Raw genomic sequence first — 17,776 nt, forward strand, 5'->3', positions numbered from 1 at the left:
GACCAAGGATATTGATCTCTAGGGAGTTTCTCGACACTCTGACAAAAACCCCTAAAGGGGTTTTTGTGTTTGATTATTTCAAATTTAGTTGTTATTTTTATCTTCCGCTAATTTCACGGATGGTTTATATAAATAGCCCATCCAAAAACCAATTCCAATCATACAGCCGATCGGTATAACGTAGTTTAAAATATGAAGAATTGTCATGTGAAATCCTCCTCAATAAAATCGTTTCGATCCATTCTGATGATATAATATGTCAAAGTTCACAAGATAGACAAATAATCGTCATCACTAAATACTTACAATTATTATTCAACCTTTTTCAATGTTTAATGAAAAAAGAGCCGGTGAACCGTTAAGAAAACGGGTCAGCCGGCTTTTTAAAAAGTATTAGATTCAGACATCTTTTTATTTTGTTTTCTGCCATGAAGGAGATAGTATAATACCAATCCAATTAAGATGATGAATGAAGCTGAAAGATACATAAATGAATAACTTGTTTTAGCTGCAATCATTCCCATAAAAAATGAACCTGCCCCTACTCCTATATCAAAAACGGTAAAGAAGGTGGCCGTTGCGATTCCTCTTCTTTTAGGAGAAACCATACTCACTGCTACAGTTTGAAAGCTAGGAACCAGCGAGCCAAAACCCAATCCAATTATTGCTCCTGATAACAACAGAGAAAAGGTAGTTTCCGTCTGGCTGAGAAGGTACATTCCAAGGATGAAAATAATGATTCCTGGATAAATAATTTTATTTTCTCCATATTGATCTAACCATTTTCCTGTAAAAGGCCTTGAAGCAATTATAACTACTGCATACACCACAAAGAATAAGCCAGCGGTATCCTCAAGTCCTGTTTCCTTGGCAAATACCGATAAAAAGGATAGTAGGCTGGCATATGTAATCGCTAAAATACCGCCAACTATTGAAATAGGGATTACACTCTTTTCAAAAAGGTTGTTAAAAGAAAGATTGCTTTTTTGAGGCTTTATCTTTCCTGGGCTGTCTGTTGGGAATTTCACAAGAAGCCCTAGAATCACTGCGAAAAGAGCTGTAATAATACAAACTATAAAAATAACTGTGAAGCCTGTATTTGCGGAAAGAGTTAACCCTAAAAAGGGTCCGATAACCATTGCGAGATTCATCGACATTGCAAAATATCCCATTCCCTCTCCGCGGCGTTCATCAGGAACCAGGTCGGCAACGATTGTAGTTGTGGCGGTTGTAGCCATTCCAAATCCAATTCCGTGAAAAAATCGCAAGGCGATCATTAGGGGAAAGCTATCTGCGAAGGGATATAATAGCGAAGCTACTCCAAAGATGAGCAAAGAAATATACAATATCCTTTTCCGGCCAAAATCCTCAACCCAAATGCCAGTAAAGGGCCGGCATATTACAGCAGCTATAAGGAATACTGTAATAATCAATCCGATTTGCTTTTCATCACCTTTGAGATCCTCCGTAACGTAAATCGGCAGGGCAGTCAGCAGCATATAAAAAGTTAAGAAAAGAAAAAAACTGCATAGCGAAATACTGAAGAAGTCCTTCGTCCAAAGCGGTTTTTCATTCATAAAAGATCACTCCTCGTGCAGTTACTTCCAGGTAATACGAATGTCGAATATCTTTAATTAAGAATGATCAACTTATTTACTATAGTATATTTATCTCCCCATGTCGAGGTTCAACTGGTCATTCATAAGTATTCAGATTCACCTAGTCTGAATAAACGTTTAATTATCTACGAAAGGGGAAACAAAATAAATGTAAACAAATAATCTATGGAGGAGCTGAATTTCGTGAGCAAAAAAATTGCGACAGTGGTAACATCGATGTTTGAGGACTCAGAATATACAGAACCTGCAAAGGCCTTTAAGGAAGCCGGACATACAGTAGTAACGATTGAAAAGGAACAAGGGAAAACAGTGGAGGGTAAGCAGGGACAAGCAACGGTCACGATTGACGAATCCATTGACAATGTTAATCCTGATGATTTTGACGCGCTCTTTATCCCGGGAGGTTTTTCTCCAGACCAGCTTCGTGGAGATGATCGATTTGTGACATTTGCCAAAGCTTTTATGGATGCAAAAAAGCCTGTATTCGCCATATGCCATGGCCCTCAGCTGCTTATCACAGCTAAAACATTGGACGGGCGTACTGCCACAGGTTATAAATCAATCCAGGTCGATATGGAAAATGCAGGAGTAAATTTCAAGGATGAAGAAGTTGTTGTATGTGGCGACCAGCTTGTCACCAGCCGCCAGCCTGATGACATTCCCGCATTTAACCGTGAAGCATTAAGACTGCTGGAGTAAGTGCCACAGAAAACTAATCTAATACACAAAAAGAATCCCTGCAGACAGCGGGGATTCTTTTTGTATATAGAGGCGATGTTAAAATGCCATCTTCAATAGAAAGTTTAAAAAAGAATGAACGATATGCAATTTTATAGAATAAGATATTTTTTAGACGAAGGCTTTTCGTTGTTTTTGGTGAGTAAGATGAGTAGAATAAGTAGATAAACTGAAAAGCTAAGAGGAAGTGTTCGCATGATTGTATTAAAATCGGACAGGGAAATAAAGGCGATGCGAGAGTCGGGAAAAATTCTGGCTTCCTGCCATAAAGAACTGGCAAAGCTCATTATTCCAGGTGCCACAACTTGGGAAATAGAAGAGTTTGTAACCGAGTACCTGAAGGAACATGGAGCAACACCTGAACAAAAAGGATATAAGGGCTATGAATATGCAACCTGCGCAAGTATTAATGAGGAGATTTGCCACGGTTTCCCGAGAAAAACACCGTTAAAATCAGGCGATATTGTTACAATCGACATGGTGGTCAATTTTAAGGGCGCGCTTTCTGATTCGGCCTGGACATATAAAGTAGGGGAAGTGTCGGAGGAAACTGAACGTCTTCTTAAGGTTACCGAGGAATGCTTATATAAAGGGATTGAGCAAGCGGTTGCCGGCCATCGAATCGGGGATATCGGGCATGCTATCCAAACTTATGCAGAAAGCAACGGATTTTCGGTTGTCAGGGATTTCATTGGCCATGGCATTGGTACTGTTATTCATGAAAAACCTGAGGTGCCGCACTATGGGCTTCCAAACAGGGGTCTCCGTTTAAAGGAGGGCATGGTCTTTACCATCGAACCGATGATTAACGCAGGTACTTATCAGTCTGTCCGGGACGCGAATGGCTGGACAGCATCAACAGCAGACGGGAAATATTCGGCCCAATATGAACATACAATTGCGATTATGAAGGATGGGCCGCTAATCCTTACACAGCAATAATGGCATTCCTCACAGACCTATCTTCTAATTGGCCGTTCCAGGGAAGATAGGTCTTCTTCTAAATTCATCATCTTTTCATCAATAATCGATTTGGCATCCTTCACTGCCCCGTTGTAAATGAATGGGCCAATCTCTTTTATCGCAAAGTCTAAAAACTCTTCAGCTGCTAATTCACCGATTTCTTCTCCGTTTTGCCGATAAAAATATTCCTGGATACTTCGGACTATATGTTCTTTATGGTCTCTTGGAAATTTTATATACAAAATTATGTTTCTCCTTTTTATTAAAATTTTTCACTGGGGCTGGAGAATCACGGGTATTTTGGATTCAATCTAACCGTGAATAAGGTGTAGATACATTACGATAATTCAGCAAAAACCATTCAGGAAAGCTGTTATCATTTATATCAAAAATAGGAAACTCCGGAAGTTTTTCTTTTACTGCATCAATCATTGATGGCCAGCAAAGCAATGCCTTAATATTATTGAGTTCGTCCAATAAAATAAAATCATCTGGATTTTTCAGCAGAACTGCTTTAGGGTATGAAAGATGTTTATACCCTTCAAGCAAAATTAGATCTGGTTTAAAACAACTGAGAAGGGTAATCATGGCATCCATTTTTTCCAAGTGATGGAGTTTGCCGAGGAGATGAATTGTTTCATCCCCTTCAGCGATTGAGGCAATTGCTCCGGAACGGAAATGCTTTACGGAGTCCTTTTGTTCTTCAACGTCCGGTTCACCGCCATGGCCATGGTGCTTCAGGACTGCAGCTTTAAGTCCGGCGGAATCTAGTTCTAGAAGCATTCTGGAAATCAGGGTTGTTTTTCCGGTGTTCTGAAATCCAGCTATTTGAAATAAAAAGGGAGTTACCATGGCCATTCGCTGCCATCTTGGTCATCGAGAAGTAGAATTTCCACTGTATCGCCCTCTTTAAATCCACGCGTCCCCCCTGGCAGCACGGCAAGAGAATTAGAGCCGGCAAGACTCATAACAATGTTTGATTTATCAACTCCGCTTGGTATTACACAGAGGCGCCCATCGTCAAATGACAGGCGTGTCCTGACAAAACGGGTAAATGGGTTAGCCTTTGGAAAATCGGCCTTTAGTATACCTGTTTCCTTTCTGAGGTGAGCATTTTTACAAAATAGCATTGTTCGAACGATTGGACGGACAAACAGTTCAAAACCCACATAACAAGCAGAAGGGTTGCCTGATAAACCGAATAAAAGCTTACCATTAAGTGCTGCAACAGTGGTTACACTGCCCGGGCGCATTCCCACTTTGTTAAAAAGGACCTCCGCTCCCAGCTTTGCATAAATATCCGGCATCAGATCATAATCTCCTACGGACACCCCCCCGGTCGTAATTAAAAGATCAACATTTTCTAATGCTTTCTGAATGGCGGAAAAGCTCGCCTCAAATTCGTCCTTGAGCTTTCCGTAGTAGATAAAGTCTGCTCCGGAACGGATAATTTGAGAAGAGATCATATAAGAGTTGCTGTTCCTTATTTTCCCCGGCTGCAATGGTTCATTGACTTCAAGAAGCTCAGAACCGGTTGCAAATACACCTATTACAGGCTTCTTAGCAACAGGCACTAAATTGTAACCAAAGGTAGCAAGCACCGCTTTAACCCCAGGATTGATTAACGTTCCCTTGGTCACCAATATGTCGCCTTCCCTTGCATCTTCGCCTTTAAAGGAGACATTTTCACCTTTATGTAGAGCTCGCTTGAAAGTGATATATTTTTTGCCATCCACTTCTGATTCCGTGGTTAACTCAAGCATTATGACAGCATCGCATTCCTCTGGCATCTGTGTACCAGTCATTATTCTAACCGCCTGAAATGGCTTTACTTGCTGGCCCGGAACCATGCCCGCCCCAAGTTCCTCTATTACCTCAAAAGTTAATGGATTGGCTATCGAAGCATCTTTTGTATCCTCTGACCGTAACGCGAATCCGTCATATGGTGACCTGTTAAAATGCGGCACATCATGAGTGGCAGTCAGATCTTCTGCTAAGTACCGATTGTCGCAATCATCAATGGAGACAAATTCCGATTCTCCTGGAAGCTTTTTTTTCATTACTTTCTCTACTGCATCCGAAATACTTATAGGCTTCCGTCGTTCCAACATTTCCTTCACTCCCTATTTACTGTGTAAAGATTGTTTTTACAGGTTTCTTACTACAAATAATATACAAACTTTGTATGAAAGGACAAATAAAGAAAATTAAGAAAATAAGATTGGGTTCCTTTTTTTTTTTTTTTTTAATTTTTTACAAGGGTTTTTTTCCAAATCCCTGGCTCTCAAGTAAATTAGCACATATACTGATTATACATAGGCATAAAGGAGTAGTCTTATGAGACTAATTAGTTTAGATGAATACCGTCATCAAACGATGCAGCTGGCAAGGCCAGTTTTTGATAAACAGAATCGCGTATTGTTAGCAGAGGGGAGGAGGATCCACCCGGTTTTTCTGAAAAGATTATTAGAGCTTGATATACGTTACATTTTTATTGAGGATGCTGTATCAAAAGGCATTACTATGGAAGAAATGGTTGATATGCCAACCTGGATGGACGCCATTGCTGTTATTAAAAAATGCTTTGAAGCGGTTAGAGAGAAGAAGCCGATTCCGGTTAAGGAAATGCAGAAGATTGTTAAACAACTGACAGATGAAGTATATAAACGGTCTGCCATTGTACTGGCTCCGACTACTTTTCTGTCAGAGGAGCTAAGGTTGTATGCACATGCTGTTAATGTCTCTCTATTATCCATCTTTCTGGGAAAGAAAAAGGGGTTCACTAACCTTCAGGTAAAGGACCTTGCGATGGGAGCAGCACTCCATGATATTGGAAAGGCGGAATCCGGTGATATAACAGATCATCCAACTCGAGGCTTTGAAATCCTGAAAAGAATCAATGAAATGAGCCTGTTGGCTGCTCATTGTGCTTTTCAGCACCACGAGGCATTTGACGGCAGCGGGGTTCCCAGGAAACTGGCGGGGAAAAATATTCATGAGTATGGACAAATCTGCTCGATTGCCAACGATTATGAAAATTTAGTATCTATAGAAGGTTTTACACCTCATTATGCATTGGAAATGATTATGACAAGAAGCGGAATAAAATACCGGGAGGACCTCGTTTCATTATTTGTGCAGCAAATTCCTTTTTATCCACCTGGAACAAGGCTGATGCTCAACAAAGGGCAAGAGGCGATTGTTGTAAAGATAACAAATAATATTCAGCGTCCGTATATAAGACTTTTGGCCACTGAAGAAGAACTGTCCCTTGCCGAACATCCAACCATGCTGGTCACAAAAGTGATTGTTGATAAAGTTCCGCAAATGGAAGAACTTGAATTGGAGAGAGGCTAATAAAAGTAACCATATTAAGATTGATTACATTCCTTATTGGATAAAAGCGCACAAAATAGAATCCTTTTTTGGTAAGCATTGAGATATAAAAAAATAACACCGAATCCGATGTTATTTTTTCCAGATTAAATCTTTTTGCTGTTAAATTAAAGGTTTCGCAGCCTGCCCAGCTCTTCTGCAATCGCCTGCATTTCATTAGGACTGAAATTATTTTTTTTCATAACCATATTATAAATATCATGAAGTTCTTCATACATATCCGAGTTGAATGAACTCGGTTTTATGGCACCGATATTCATCATTCTTAATTTTTCCTTAATGGCTTCCACCATAAACTCAACATTTTCCGGTGTATTTTTGGTTAAATCCAAGTTATTCATCCTTTCTTTTGGAGAGACAGTTTTTACCTGCGGGGATCCTTCTGGTTATCAATAACTTAATCTTTTCATGTTTGACTGTGAAAAGTCAATAAATTCTCTGTTGGAAACAAAAAAACCTTCCTTGCTTTTTTATTATTCCGTTAAGAGGAGAATAGTAAAGAAAGGCATAAGTTTTAGGTATTATCATTTGGGGAAGCCCTTTATACCTGATAATTATGCCGCATTATTGCTGCTCGAGGCTATCAGGCTAGAAATTGCCTTCCTAAGTCCGGCCACGGGTAAGCTGAGTTCGCTAAAGGATAAAAACATTCCAAGGGAGGACATTATGGTCTATTACGGAGGAGAGTATCAAACAGGAAACAAAAGCCGTTTTATGCAATGGATGCTGTATGGAGCAATGGCTGGAGCTGCAATCAGCTTGCTTGATAGGAACACACGACAGTCATTAATGCAGAGTGGCAGAAATGCTGCCAGAGGAATTCAAACGGCAGTTAAGCACCCTAACAGTATGTTAAACCAGGTGAGGGAAGCCACAAGCACACTGCGTACCACGATTCAACAAGTAACCGATGATGTGGCCTTTATTGCTGAACAGATTAACGAAGTAAAAGATATAACTCCACAAATGGCTGCCGTTGTCAGGGAAACAGCGGATGCATTTACCGGAGAAGGCCATCCGCAGGTTCATCATTAAAAAGATGTATTAGGAATGCTTGCCAAACCAAGCCCGGAATTAATATTGAGGCGGTACAAGAGGTAATGATATGATGCTTGTGACTGAATTAATAAAAAGGGTGCAGGAGGACGATGTGATGGGCATGGCAGCACAGCTGGCCTATTTCTTCCTGTTATCATTGTTTCCTTTGCTGCTGTTTTTAGTGACATTATTGCCATATCTGCCTATTTCTTCTGAAGATATTTTGGGAGTAATCAGGGAGTACGCCCCAGAGGAATCCATGAAGCTGATTGAACATAACCTTGGGGAAATCATGAATCAAAATGGCAGGTTGCTATCGATAGGTGCCATCGCTACCATCTGGTCTGCCTCAAATGGGCTTGCATCAATTGTTAAGGCTTTTAATAAGGCATATAACGTTAAGGAAAGCAGACACTTTCTTATGGCCAGGGCGATGTCAATTTTGCTGACCTTCGCGATGATCTTTGTATTTGTAGTTGCTTTGATATTACCCGTGTTCGGCCGGCAAATCGGCATTTTCTTTACTTCAGCCTATGGATTTACAGATGAATTCCTTTACATTTGGAATGCTATGCGATGGCTTATTTCGTTTCTGCTTCTGTTTATGGTTTTTACAGTGCTGTATTGGATTGCGCCAAATGTAAAGCAAAAGTGTCTTCATGTTATTCCGGGGGCAGCTTTTGCATCAGTTGGCTGGAACGTTGTGTCATTGGCTTTTGCGTATTATGTAGAAAGCTATGGGAACTATTCTGCTACTTATGGCAGCATCGGAGGGGTTATTGTCCTAATGATCTGGTTTTATCTGCTTGGGATTATTATCATCTTCGGCGGGGAAATCAACGCGATGTCGAGTGAGCGAAGGAACCCAAATTGTTAATTTTTATAAAAAAGAGGGTGCCTCAAAAGCTAAAGCTTTTGGCAACCCTCTTTTTTCACAATTGGCAGATGAATAATATTTTCATTACGGCTAATTTAACTTGAGTAATATTTCTTTCGGGTGAATCAAAAGGAATGTATGTTTTTTTATCAACCTCTAGAGTGGTTAACTTTTTAGAAGGCGCAGGCTGTTTAAAATAACTAAAATGGTGCTTCCTTCATGGCCGATTACACCATAAGGAAGATCTAAAAATCGTAAAAAATTTGACGCAATCAAGAGCATGATTACACATATGGAGAAAATAACATTTTGCTTAATAATTGTATTCATTTTTTTTGACAGTTTAATGGCCTCTGCTATTTTTGGCAAATCATTTTTCATTAAGACAACGTCTGCAGTTTCGAGAGCGACATCGCTTCCCTCTCCCATTGCAATTCCCACTGAGGCAGTGGCGAGCGCTGGGGCGTCGTTAATACCGTCTCCCACCATAGCAGTTGTGCCAAATTGTTCGTTTAGTTTCTTTATCTCAGCAACTTTTGTTTCTGGAAGGCACTCTGCGATATAAGAGTCAATATGGCTTTCAGCTGCGATTACACTTGCCGTTTTCTCACTGTCTCCAGTCAGCATGACAGTGTGCACGCCTTCCCTTTTTAACGCTTCAATAGCTGAGATCGTTTCATCCCGAACTACATCTTTTAAGGCAATTATACCAGCAATGCCTTGTTCGTCCTTGGCATAGATAATTGTATTTCCCTCCGCGGCTAAGGATGCAGCAATTCCGCCTTTAAATCCGGCTGCTTCTTCCTCACCGATAAAACCAGCCTTTCCAACCTTCCATTTTTCGCCTTTGATTAAGGCTTGAACTCCCCAACCTGGAATATCCTCCATGCTTTCCGGCTTAATAAGCGCTACAGAACCATGGGATTTAGCATAACGGACAATTGACTGCGCTAAAGGGTGGTTTGAATGGTTTTCTATTGAAGCAACGTGAAAAAGGAAATCTTCTTCGCTTATTCCTTCTCGCACCGTAATATTCGTAACTTCAGGTTTTCCTTTTGTCAGGGTGCCAGTTTTATCCAGTGCAATTGCCTTTAAATGGCCAAGATTTTCAAGATGGACTCCACCTTTAAACAATATCCCGTTGCGGGCACCGTTTGAGATCGCAGAGAGCGTGGCGGGCATAATGGATGCTACAAGTGCGCATGGGGAAGCTACAACAAGCAAAATCATGGCCCGATAAAAGGTTTCTGTCCAGCTCCATCCGAGAAGGAAATGGGGAAGGAACATCATTAGGAACACTACTGAAAGTACAACTTTGACATATGTTCCTTCAAAACGCTCGATAAACTGCTGTGAAGGAGATTTCTCGCTTTGAGCCGATTGAACAAGTGCAATAATCTTTTGGAAGAGAGTTTCGCTGCTTGGCTTTGTGATTTCTACTGTGATGCTGCCCCGTAAATTTACTGTACCAGCAAATACTTCATCTTGTTCCTTTTTACTTACCGGTATCGATTCACCGGTTATAGCTGCTTCATCAAGATTTGTCTGCCCTTCCTTAATCCTGCCGTCAGAAGGGACTCGTTCTCCCGGTTTTACCAAGATTATATTTCCAATCTGCAGGCTCGAAACAGCGACTCTTTCTTCTGTACCCTCCATATTAATTCGTAAAGCTTCTTCCGGCTGAAGTTCCATCAGAGCTGAAATTTCCTTATGGCTTTTATTCATAGTATAGGTTTCTAACGCACCGCTTACAGCAAAAATGAATATTAAAATGGCGCCTTCAGTCCAATATCCTATAATAGCTGACCCGATTGCTGCCAATACCATCAGCATTTCTACATTTAACTCTTTATTTTCTATCGTTTCTTCGATTCCCTCTTTCGCTTTTGCATATCCCCCAATGATAAAGGCTAGCAGATACCCTGCAATGGACAAAGAATCATAGCCGGTCTTTGATAGTAACCAGCCTGCGAGAATCAGTAGTCCGCTAAACAAGGCTGCAATCAATTCAATATGGGGAAGGATCCTTGTAACCAATGATTCATTGTTTACGGAAGGATTAGTATTACTAAAAGCCTTTGCATCTGCGTTCATTTTTTGCCCCTCCTTAATTCTTTAATACCCTAAAGCTAACTTGCTAATCGGTTAAGCAGACTTCTGAATTTAGATGTCTTATTGAGAAAGATATTCAACATCATTACCCTTATAAAAGACGAAAGCTGCCATCGCATAAACGATGACAGCATATTCCAAGTTTCTACAACCTGATTAGTGCTAATTTTATTTTCTTTAGGTACATCCTATCATATAACATATGATAAAGGAAGTAATTTGCTCTTTAAATCTCTGTTATGCTTGCAAAGCTGGTTTCTTTTCTTTAAAGGCCGCCAGGGCCAGGAATACAGTCAGCATCATTATACTGATTACGTAGAAAAAGCTTGCACCAGATAAAAGTTCAATGGCCAGTCCTCCGATAAAAGGGCCTGAGATGCTGCCAAAGCTAAAGAAGATTCCACAGGCAAGGTTTCCAGTTGGAAGAAGGCTGTTCGGTACCAAGTCCGCCATGTAGCTGATGCCCAGTGAAAAAGTTGATCCAACCATCATCCCTGCAAGAATGAAACAAATAAAAAGTCCAATCGTGGATTCCTGAAAAACTCCTGCGGCAGTGAATAAAACAAAACCTGACAGCATGATAATAAGCAGGATATTCCTCCTGCCGAACTTATCGCTGAGAACACCTAGCGGAAGCTGTGAAAAAATACCGCCTCCAGCAAATGCCGGCAAAAGAATGGAAACTGTATTGACATCAATACCTGAACGCAATGCGTAGACCGGAAAGTTCCCATTTAGGGATGCTTCTAGAAATCCATAGCAGAAAGGCGGGAGGAAGGCGACCCAGGCAAATTTAAAAACCTTCGAAAACCTTTGGAAAGTACCTTTAAAGGAAGCTGTTTCAAGGTCCGGGACAGGAAGCTCATTCTTTATCAGAAACATAGCAAGCCAAACCGTGAGGGATATAATGGATGAGATAATGAATGGCAATGATTCATTCGTTTCCGAAAACCGTGTCATTAAAGGTCCGAATGCAAATCCAAGGCCAAAGAAAAGACCGTAGATTGATATGTTTCGCCCGCGCTTATGCTGCGGTGATGACGCTGTTATCCAAGTCTGAGTTGCAAAATGAAGCATATGGTCGCCAATCCCGATGACCAGCCTTAGAACAAACCAAAACCAATACGACTTCCAAGCCGGAAATAACGCGAGGGAAATGATGACTGCCAAGCCGCCGGCCAGAATTAGCGGTTTATAGCCAAAGCGCCGTAACGGACCCTCCATAAACGGGGAAGCGAAAAGTATACCTATATATAGAGCGGTGGCATGAAGGCCGTTCAAAGAAGAACTTAAACCGTCATTTTCAAATATAATAGCAATTGTGGGCAGCAGCATGCCCTGGGAAAAACCTGAAATCCCGACAATGGTAACTAAAATCCAAAAACGTAAAATAGAATAATTCATAGTAGTTTCTCCTGTTTTTCTATTGCGGACGGGAAGGGAGGAATATTTGAATTAAAATACAATTTCCATTCTTCCTGTTCTGAAGAGGCCCGAACAAAGACAAGGTTACATGGAAGCAATACAACCTGAGTGCATTAAATGCAGAAGCTTTTTGTTGAAACAGTTACCACCATGAAACATTCCTTGTCCGGGCCGTCTGTTGAGCCCTCTTCAACATATGGAGGGTGGAGAAGGATCAGCCACCAACCGGGCCAGTATTCTAGTTGATGATACCTTTAATCGCGAGGATTAGGCAATAGACAAATGAGGTATAGGTCATCATATCCTCAAAAAAGGTAACAATAAGTGAAAAGAGAACAGAGAGGGATGTTTATGGTAAATAAGCTTTTTTTAATTTTGGTATTGGCAGGTGTGCCATTATCGGTGGCAGGCTCCTTAATGCACTGGCCCAGCGTACTCATGTTTATTATATACTGCCTGACAATTGTGGCACTTGCCAGTTTTATGGGCCGTGCCACTGAAAGCCTCGCGGTTGTATTAGGGCCAAGGATAGGCGGGCTATTGAACGCAACATTTGGAAATGCCGTTGAGCTAATCATTTCAATCTTTGCCATAAAAGCGGGGCTTATTGAAGTGGTGCTAGCCTCATTAACAGGATCTGTTATTGGTAACCTGCTGCTTGTAGGCGGTCTTTCCTTTTTTATGGGAGGATTAAAATTCAAGAGGCAAAAGTTTAATGTATATGATGCGAGGCACAATGCGGGTCTGCTCATGTTTGGAGTTGTAGTAGCCTTCGTTATACCTGAAGTATTTGCACAGACAATGAGTGAATCGGAAACTATTTCATTAAGTGTTGGTATTTCCATTATTCTAATAGCGTTATATCTGGCCGCATTGTTTTTCAAGCTGGTTTCCCACCGCGGTGTGTATCAATCTAATGAAGGTGGCGCTGAAGGCCGTCATGAAGAGCCCGAATGGAACAAGAAGATTGCCCTTACTATTCTGGCAGCCGCGACGGTAGCTGTTGCTTATGTATCTGAGAATTTAGTTCATACCTTTCATGAAGTTGGTGAAACGTTTGGGTGGACTGAACTATTCATAGGGGTAATTGTAGTCGCCATTGTAGGTAATGCAGCAGAGCATGCCTCAGCGATAATTATGGCTGTTAAGAATAAAATGGATATTGCAGTTGAAATTGCAATTGGCTCAACGCTCCAGATTGCAATGTTTGTTGCTCCGGTACTAGTTTTGGTTTCTCTGCTCTTCCCAACGGCCATGCCTCTCGTCTTCACACTACCAGAACTGATTGCAATGGTTTCGTCGGTATTATTGATCATCGTTATTTCAAATGATGGAGAAACGAACTGGTTTGAAGGGTTAACTCTCCTAGCCGCATACTTTATTATGGGAATAGGCTTTTATTTAATCTGATAAAATTAGGTGTATTAAATTGAACCACTAAAAAATGACTCTGCATAATTGTTTGCAGAGTCATTTTATTTTACTAAATGAAAATTATATAACATACGTGAGTCCAAAATTATTATAATTCTTATAGGAATTAAAATTATTCTGAATTGTCACCTTCCTTTCCAAATGTATATAGGGCGAAACCTTAAGTATATTCGGACCAATGCTCTCATCTTTTTGGAAGTTCAACCGATATACATTCCTCCCGATCATGCAGTAATGGTGGAGATGATTTCGCCTCCTTTTTGTTAATGTACCTTCAGTATAAAGGAAAAGGGTAAAAAAGTAAATATTCAGAACATTACAATAATGTTACATTTTTATTGTGAATTTGATTAGAAATCGAGGAAATTACAATGAAGACTATTAGGATTAGCTTTTTTTTAATCGGCATTTTCATATTGACACTGGGAGTGAGTTTGACAATTAAGGCCGGTATTGGAACGGGTGCCTGGGATGCGCTACATGTAGGGCTAACTAAGCTATTTGGGATGACCATTGGCACGTGGATCATGGTAACAGGGACTATGTTAATGTTCATTAATGCTTATTTGTTAAAAAAGACACCCGAATTTTTAGCACTCGGAACTATTGTAGTTGTAGGATTAAGCATTGATTTCTGGCTCCTTATTGTTCTTTCACATTGGGAACCCGCGGGAAATGTTTTTAGGCTAGCTACTTTGGCAATGGGGATTATTATTCTTTCATTCGGGATTTGTGTTTATCTTCAGCCGCAATTTGCCGCAAATCCAATCGACAAATTAATGATCGCGATCCATAAAAGGTTCAATATAAGCTTGATGCTTGCCAAAACAGCAGGTGAATTAACTGCACTTATATTTGCTTTCATGGTCAAAGGGCCGATTGGTATTGGTACTCTTATCATAACATTTTCAATCGGACCGATAGTACAGTGGTTTTTTCCCGGAATTGAAGCATTTTATAAGAAATTGATTAAATAAAACAGCCTATCGGCGGGGCTTCTGTTGAAATGCATAGTTTGGGTTCCTTCCGTAAAAGCTAGGAAAGACAATTGGTTTTGGTTGTGATACGCAGATTCTACATCAAATAAAGGAGTGCCGCATCATGAGAAAGAAACTATTGCTGTTAGCAATAACCGGACTGATGTTTGTTTTTCCATCTAACAATATCAATTCTCAGGCAGTTAAAGCTTCAGGAAATAAGGGGGCATTTGCCGCTTCACTTCCGCCGTCGGTTTCGAACATTGCAAAGGAAAATACGTATCCAAATGCAATGCAGGATATGCCGTATCTGCAGCCAGGCGAACTGGCCCAGCAGCTAATTGATTCATCAAATGTGAAAATCGACAACCCAAAGCTCATCCATATCCTCAATGAATCAGCCATTTCAAGCTCACCCTTTTCTTTTGGCTATCGAGCTACGATTTACCTGGGGCACTGGGCACTAAGCTATGAGTCAACTGAAACAACATCTAATTGGGAATACCAGCGGGTCAACACGAATTACTTTGATAACAGGGGAGGAAATTCTCCAGTAAAAATCAAATTTGTTCAGGAAGCGCAGAAAACTGTCCGGGGGGGTCTGACTGCTAAAATACCTGCTACTGACGATGTGCAAAAAATGATGATAGCCAAGGCTGCAGAAAAGTCGAGATTGCCTTTATCATTTGAGACACATATCGGTGCAGGCACAAAGAAGGACCAAATATATAATATTCCCCCAAACAGGCTGGGCTACTTGTATGCCCACGCACCTGCAGTCAACGAAAAAGGGAAGGTTACGTACGGGGAAGTTTACTTAAAGCTTAAGGGAAAAAAACGTTCCATAATGGTCAAGAATGTAACTTCCCAGGGCATTGGGGCGTGGATTCCAATTCAAGACCATCTATCGTTTAGTTTTATGGTTGCCGGACAGCCTAAATAAGAATCACTGTATCACCTTGACAAAGAAGTCCACGAGTAAGTAAACCCAGCAACCCAATATAACCCGTAATCACAATTCGTAGTGGTACGGGTTATTTATTGCTTTAGGCAATTAGTTGTGGGGTACCAAATATATTGGTTCCATTCCCAGCTCAGCGACCAGCCGCTTTTTTTGGAAGAAAAATAAAGCCCCGACAAAAAAGGAATTTATACGGCCGCAAAACATAGCATGAAACTAAGCGACAGCTTTGTGAGGATGGCGTATTTTGCTGTCCTCCCCCTTTAAGGATGTGCTGTCGTGCTAACCAAGCGCCCGCGCTTTTGTGTTTAGCAGGTATCCTGTTGCTTAAATGTTCTCGCTTTATCTTCGGTTTTTATATGAAAAAAAAGAGAGTGATTACTCCCTATTAATGGTAAAGCTTTGCTATTAATCATTATGGCTAATACTTTAGAGATAGGATTTGTTTTCCCGGAAGTTTACTGCTGGATAATACGCGTTTTTGACAAGAACATTTGGTCCAAGGCATTTTACAGAAGGGCAATGGCAATTTAATTGCCCTGCAAGACTTGAGTTCATCCATGTTTCATAAGATTGAGAAAGCGGGTGATCAATAATATTTCCAAGCGAAGGGGCATCCCCAAAGTCCGTTACTATAACATCACCGGTAAAAATGTTTACATTCAAGCGTGACCTGCCGTCAGGATCATTGCGGACGGTCACATTTTTGGCAGAATAAAGTTTCTGCAAAAGTGTTCTATCATTAAGGTTGCTGCTGCATGGATAAAAAGGCAGCGTGCCAAAGAGCATCCACGTATCAGGATCGCGTATTTCAAGTAAGTACGTAATAGCTTCCCGAATTTCATCTAGCGAAAGTGTCTCCAGGCCTGACGCGAAATCACTTGGGTACATAGGATGAATTTCATGCCGTTTGCAGCCCATTTCTTCAACAATTTGCCGGTGGATATGTTCCAGATGCGGCACGGTTCTTTTATTAAGCATCGTTTCTGCAGATACCAGCACGCCTGATTCAGACAATGCACGTGAATTTTCTATCATCCTGGTAAAGAGCTGCTTCCTTTGTTCACGAGTTGGCTTACGGTCCATCATCGCAAAACCGCCATCAATAAAATCATCCTCCGTTCCCCAATTGTGAGAAATATGCAGTACATCAAGATAAGGAATGATTTCTTTATATCGTTCCAAGTCAAGCGTTAGGTTAGAATTGATTTGTGTGCGGACTCCTCGCCCATTCGCATATTTAAGCAGCGGCAATACATAATTTTGTACCTGCTTGTTGGAAAGCATTGGTTCCCCGCCTGTAATACTTAAAGTTTTTAGATGGGAGACCTCGTCCAGCCGCTTAAGAATTAGTTCAATCGGCAATGCCGATGGGTCCTTTGGCTGCAGTGTATATCCTACTGCACAATGCTCACAGCGCATATTGCAAAGCGTAGTTGTTGTAAATTCCACATTTGACAGGGTAAGCTCGCCATGTTCTTCAATATCCATATATGCTTCCCAAGGATCAAAATCGGGAGAAATAATTTTTGGTTTAACTTTTTGAATGGTCATCAAAAAACTCCTTCTGTGCTAAGCACTCAATAATTATGGGAAACTGTCTCGCTGTTGTCAATAAAAGTGAACATGATTTTTAATTGAATAAGAGCATCCACCAGCCTGGAAGATTGCAGTTTTTTGGGGTATTAGGTACCATAAAGTAAGTTGTATAAAGGATACTGCCTAAAATTAATATTTAGATTACAGTGAAAGTGGTGAATGTATTGGGTAAAGCGATTTATAACAAAGACGATCAAATGAAGTATTTGAAGGAACGTCTGACTATGTTTGCAGAAGTTCTTGATAGTATTGATCCCGATGAAGCGGAACTAGAGGATATTGACCGTTTATTAGCTATCATTGATGAAATGGAAATGAAAGTAGAACAATTTAAGAAAAGGCCAGATCAATAGGAGTCCGGATAGGGCTCTTTTTTTACTTTTAAGAAAGTATAACTTTCCGACGTCGCACAGGACAAGGAACTCTAAGGCAGCAAGATATCGCACGAAACAAAGAGGCAGCTTTATGAGTATGTGCTGGCGTCGATGTTCCTCTACAAGGGCGTTTGCGCTTTTCTGTGATATCTAGCTCCAGCTCCAAGCCCTGAAGACACACGATGTGCTAGCCGACGTCGCCGCAGGACGTGGAGTTTTTAGTCGGATCGAATGTTGTGACCAAGTGCCGTCACAACTCTGGT

General features: G+C 40.8%; 18 protein-coding genes. 9 read left to right on the top strand and 9 right to left on the bottom strand.

Features of this window, described 5'->3' with window-relative positions:
• Window positions 1-84 precede the first annotated feature (84 nt).
• Together D0469_RS21885 and D0469_RS12560 are read right to left on the bottom strand one after the other, a co-directional pair.
• The gene (locus tag D0469_RS21885) at window positions 85-207 is read right to left on the bottom strand and encodes a hypothetical protein (RefSeq protein WP_267897309.1); all 123 of its coding nucleotides are present in this window, start codon (window positions 205-207) and stop codon (window positions 85-87) included.
• A 176-nt stretch (window positions 208-383) separates the two neighbouring features.
• Window positions 384-1,577, bottom strand: coding sequence for an MFS transporter (locus D0469_RS12560; protein WP_117327088.1), 1,194 nt, complete (start codon window positions 1,575-1,577; stop codon window positions 384-386).
• Window positions 1,578-1,802: 225 nt separating this feature from the next.
• Here D0469_RS12560 and D0469_RS12565 point away from each other — a divergent pair, with 225 nt between their 5' ends.
• Together D0469_RS12565 and map are read left to right on the top strand one after the other, a co-directional pair.
• Window positions 1,803-2,318, top strand: a complete 516-nt coding sequence (locus tag D0469_RS12565) for a type 1 glutamine amidotransferase domain-containing protein (RefSeq protein WP_117327089.1) — start codon at window positions 1,803-1,805, stop codon at window positions 2,316-2,318.
• Window positions 2,319-2,552: 234 nt separating this feature from the next.
• A complete protein-coding gene (gene map, locus D0469_RS12570; RefSeq protein ID WP_117327090.1) occupies window positions 2,553-3,299 on the top strand; it encodes a type I methionyl aminopeptidase in 747 nt (248 codons plus the stop codon).
• Between the two features lie 17 nt (window positions 3,300-3,316).
• Here the strand turns inward: map and D0469_RS12575 are convergent, their stop codons facing one another.
• From D0469_RS12575 to D0469_RS12585, 3 genes are all read right to left on the bottom strand, one after another.
• Window positions 3,317-3,562 (bottom strand): DUF2164 domain-containing protein, encoded by a 246-nt coding sequence (locus D0469_RS12575; RefSeq protein WP_233523046.1) that lies wholly within the window; start codon window positions 3,560-3,562, stop codon window positions 3,317-3,319.
• Between the two features lie 64 nt (window positions 3,563-3,626).
• Window positions 3,627-4,178 (bottom strand): molybdopterin-guanine dinucleotide biosynthesis protein B, encoded by a 552-nt coding sequence (gene mobB, locus D0469_RS12580; RefSeq protein ID WP_117327092.1) that lies wholly within the window; start codon window positions 4,176-4,178, stop codon window positions 3,627-3,629.
• Window positions 4,166-5,431 carry a molybdopterin molybdotransferase MoeA gene (locus D0469_RS12585; RefSeq protein ID WP_117327093.1) on the bottom strand — a complete coding sequence of 422 codons (1,266 nt, stop codon included), beginning with the start codon at window positions 5,429-5,431 and terminating at the stop codon, window positions 4,166-4,168. The genes mobB and D0469_RS12585 overlap by 13 nt, the downstream gene beginning before the upstream one ends.
• 226 nt (window positions 5,432-5,657) lie before the next feature.
• On the opposite strand from D0469_RS12585, the gene D0469_RS12590 reads away from it, so the two are divergent.
• Complete coding sequence (locus tag D0469_RS12590; protein WP_117327094.1) at window positions 5,658-6,677, top strand: HD-GYP domain-containing protein; 1,020 nt, start codon at window positions 5,658-5,660, stop codon at window positions 6,675-6,677.
• 146 nt (window positions 6,678-6,823) lie between these two features.
• On the opposite strand, the gene D0469_RS12595 is transcribed toward D0469_RS12590, so the two are convergent.
• Window positions 6,824-7,057: a DUF1128 domain-containing protein gene (locus D0469_RS12595; protein WP_407675741.1), complete on the bottom strand. Its 234-nt coding sequence runs from the start codon at window positions 7,055-7,057 to the stop codon at window positions 6,824-6,826.
• 187 nt (window positions 7,058-7,244) lie between these two features.
• Between D0469_RS12595 and D0469_RS12600 the strand changes: the two genes are divergently transcribed.
• Window positions 7,245-7,751: a hypothetical protein gene (locus tag D0469_RS12600; RefSeq protein ID WP_142919187.1), complete on the top strand. Its 507-nt coding sequence runs from the start codon at window positions 7,245-7,247 to the stop codon at window positions 7,749-7,751.
• Between the two features lie 70 nt (window positions 7,752-7,821).
• Window positions 7,822-8,631: a YihY/virulence factor BrkB family protein gene (locus tag D0469_RS12605; RefSeq protein WP_117327097.1), complete on the top strand. Its 810-nt coding sequence runs from the start codon at window positions 7,822-7,824 to the stop codon at window positions 8,629-8,631.
• 165 nt (window positions 8,632-8,796) lie between these two features.
• On the opposite strand, the gene D0469_RS12610 is transcribed toward D0469_RS12605, so the two are convergent.
• Window positions 8,797-10,725 (bottom strand): heavy metal translocating P-type ATPase, encoded by a 1,929-nt coding sequence (locus tag D0469_RS12610; protein ID WP_117327098.1) that lies wholly within the window; start codon window positions 10,723-10,725, stop codon window positions 8,797-8,799.
• Window positions 10,726-10,980: 255 nt separating this feature from the next.
• Window positions 10,981-12,147 (bottom strand): MFS transporter, encoded by a 1,167-nt coding sequence (locus D0469_RS12615; protein ID WP_117327099.1) that lies wholly within the window; start codon window positions 12,145-12,147, stop codon window positions 10,981-10,983.
• Between the two features lie 372 nt (window positions 12,148-12,519).
• On the opposite strand from D0469_RS12615, the gene cax reads away from it, so the two are divergent.
• The 3 genes from cax to D0469_RS12630 all read left to right on the top strand — a co-directional run bounded on the left by cax (window position 12,520) and on the right by D0469_RS12630 (window position 15,522).
• On the top strand, window positions 12,520-13,578 hold the full coding sequence (cax, locus tag D0469_RS12620) for a calcium/proton exchanger (RefSeq protein WP_117327100.1): 1,059 nt from the start codon (window positions 12,520-12,522) through the stop codon (window positions 13,576-13,578).
• 395 nt (window positions 13,579-13,973) lie between these two features.
• Window positions 13,974-14,579, top strand: coding sequence for a YczE/YyaS/YitT family protein (locus tag D0469_RS12625; protein ID WP_117327101.1), 606 nt, complete (start codon window positions 13,974-13,976; stop codon window positions 14,577-14,579).
• A 124-nt stretch (window positions 14,580-14,703) separates the two neighbouring features.
• Window positions 14,704-15,522 (top strand): YfkD famly protein, encoded by an 819-nt coding sequence (locus D0469_RS12630; protein ID WP_117327102.1) that lies wholly within the window; start codon window positions 14,704-14,706, stop codon window positions 15,520-15,522.
• 447 nt (window positions 15,523-15,969) lie between these two features.
• On the opposite strand, the gene yfkAB is transcribed toward D0469_RS12630, so the two are convergent.
• Window positions 15,970-17,094, bottom strand: coding sequence for a radical SAM/CxCxxxxC motif protein YfkAB (yfkAB, locus tag D0469_RS12635; protein WP_117327103.1), 1,125 nt, complete (start codon window positions 17,092-17,094; stop codon window positions 15,970-15,972).
• 209 nt (window positions 17,095-17,303) lie between these two features.
• Between yfkAB and D0469_RS12640 the strand changes: the two genes are divergently transcribed.
• Entirely contained in the window at window positions 17,304-17,492 is a 189-nt protein-coding gene (locus D0469_RS12640) for an SE1561 family protein (protein ID WP_117327104.1), read from the top strand.
• Window positions 17,493-17,776 lie beyond the last annotated feature (284 nt).

Source organism: Peribacillus saganii (assembly GCF_003429095.1).
Lineage (GTDB): Bacteria > Bacillota > Bacilli > Bacillales > DSM-1321 > Peribacillus > Peribacillus saganii.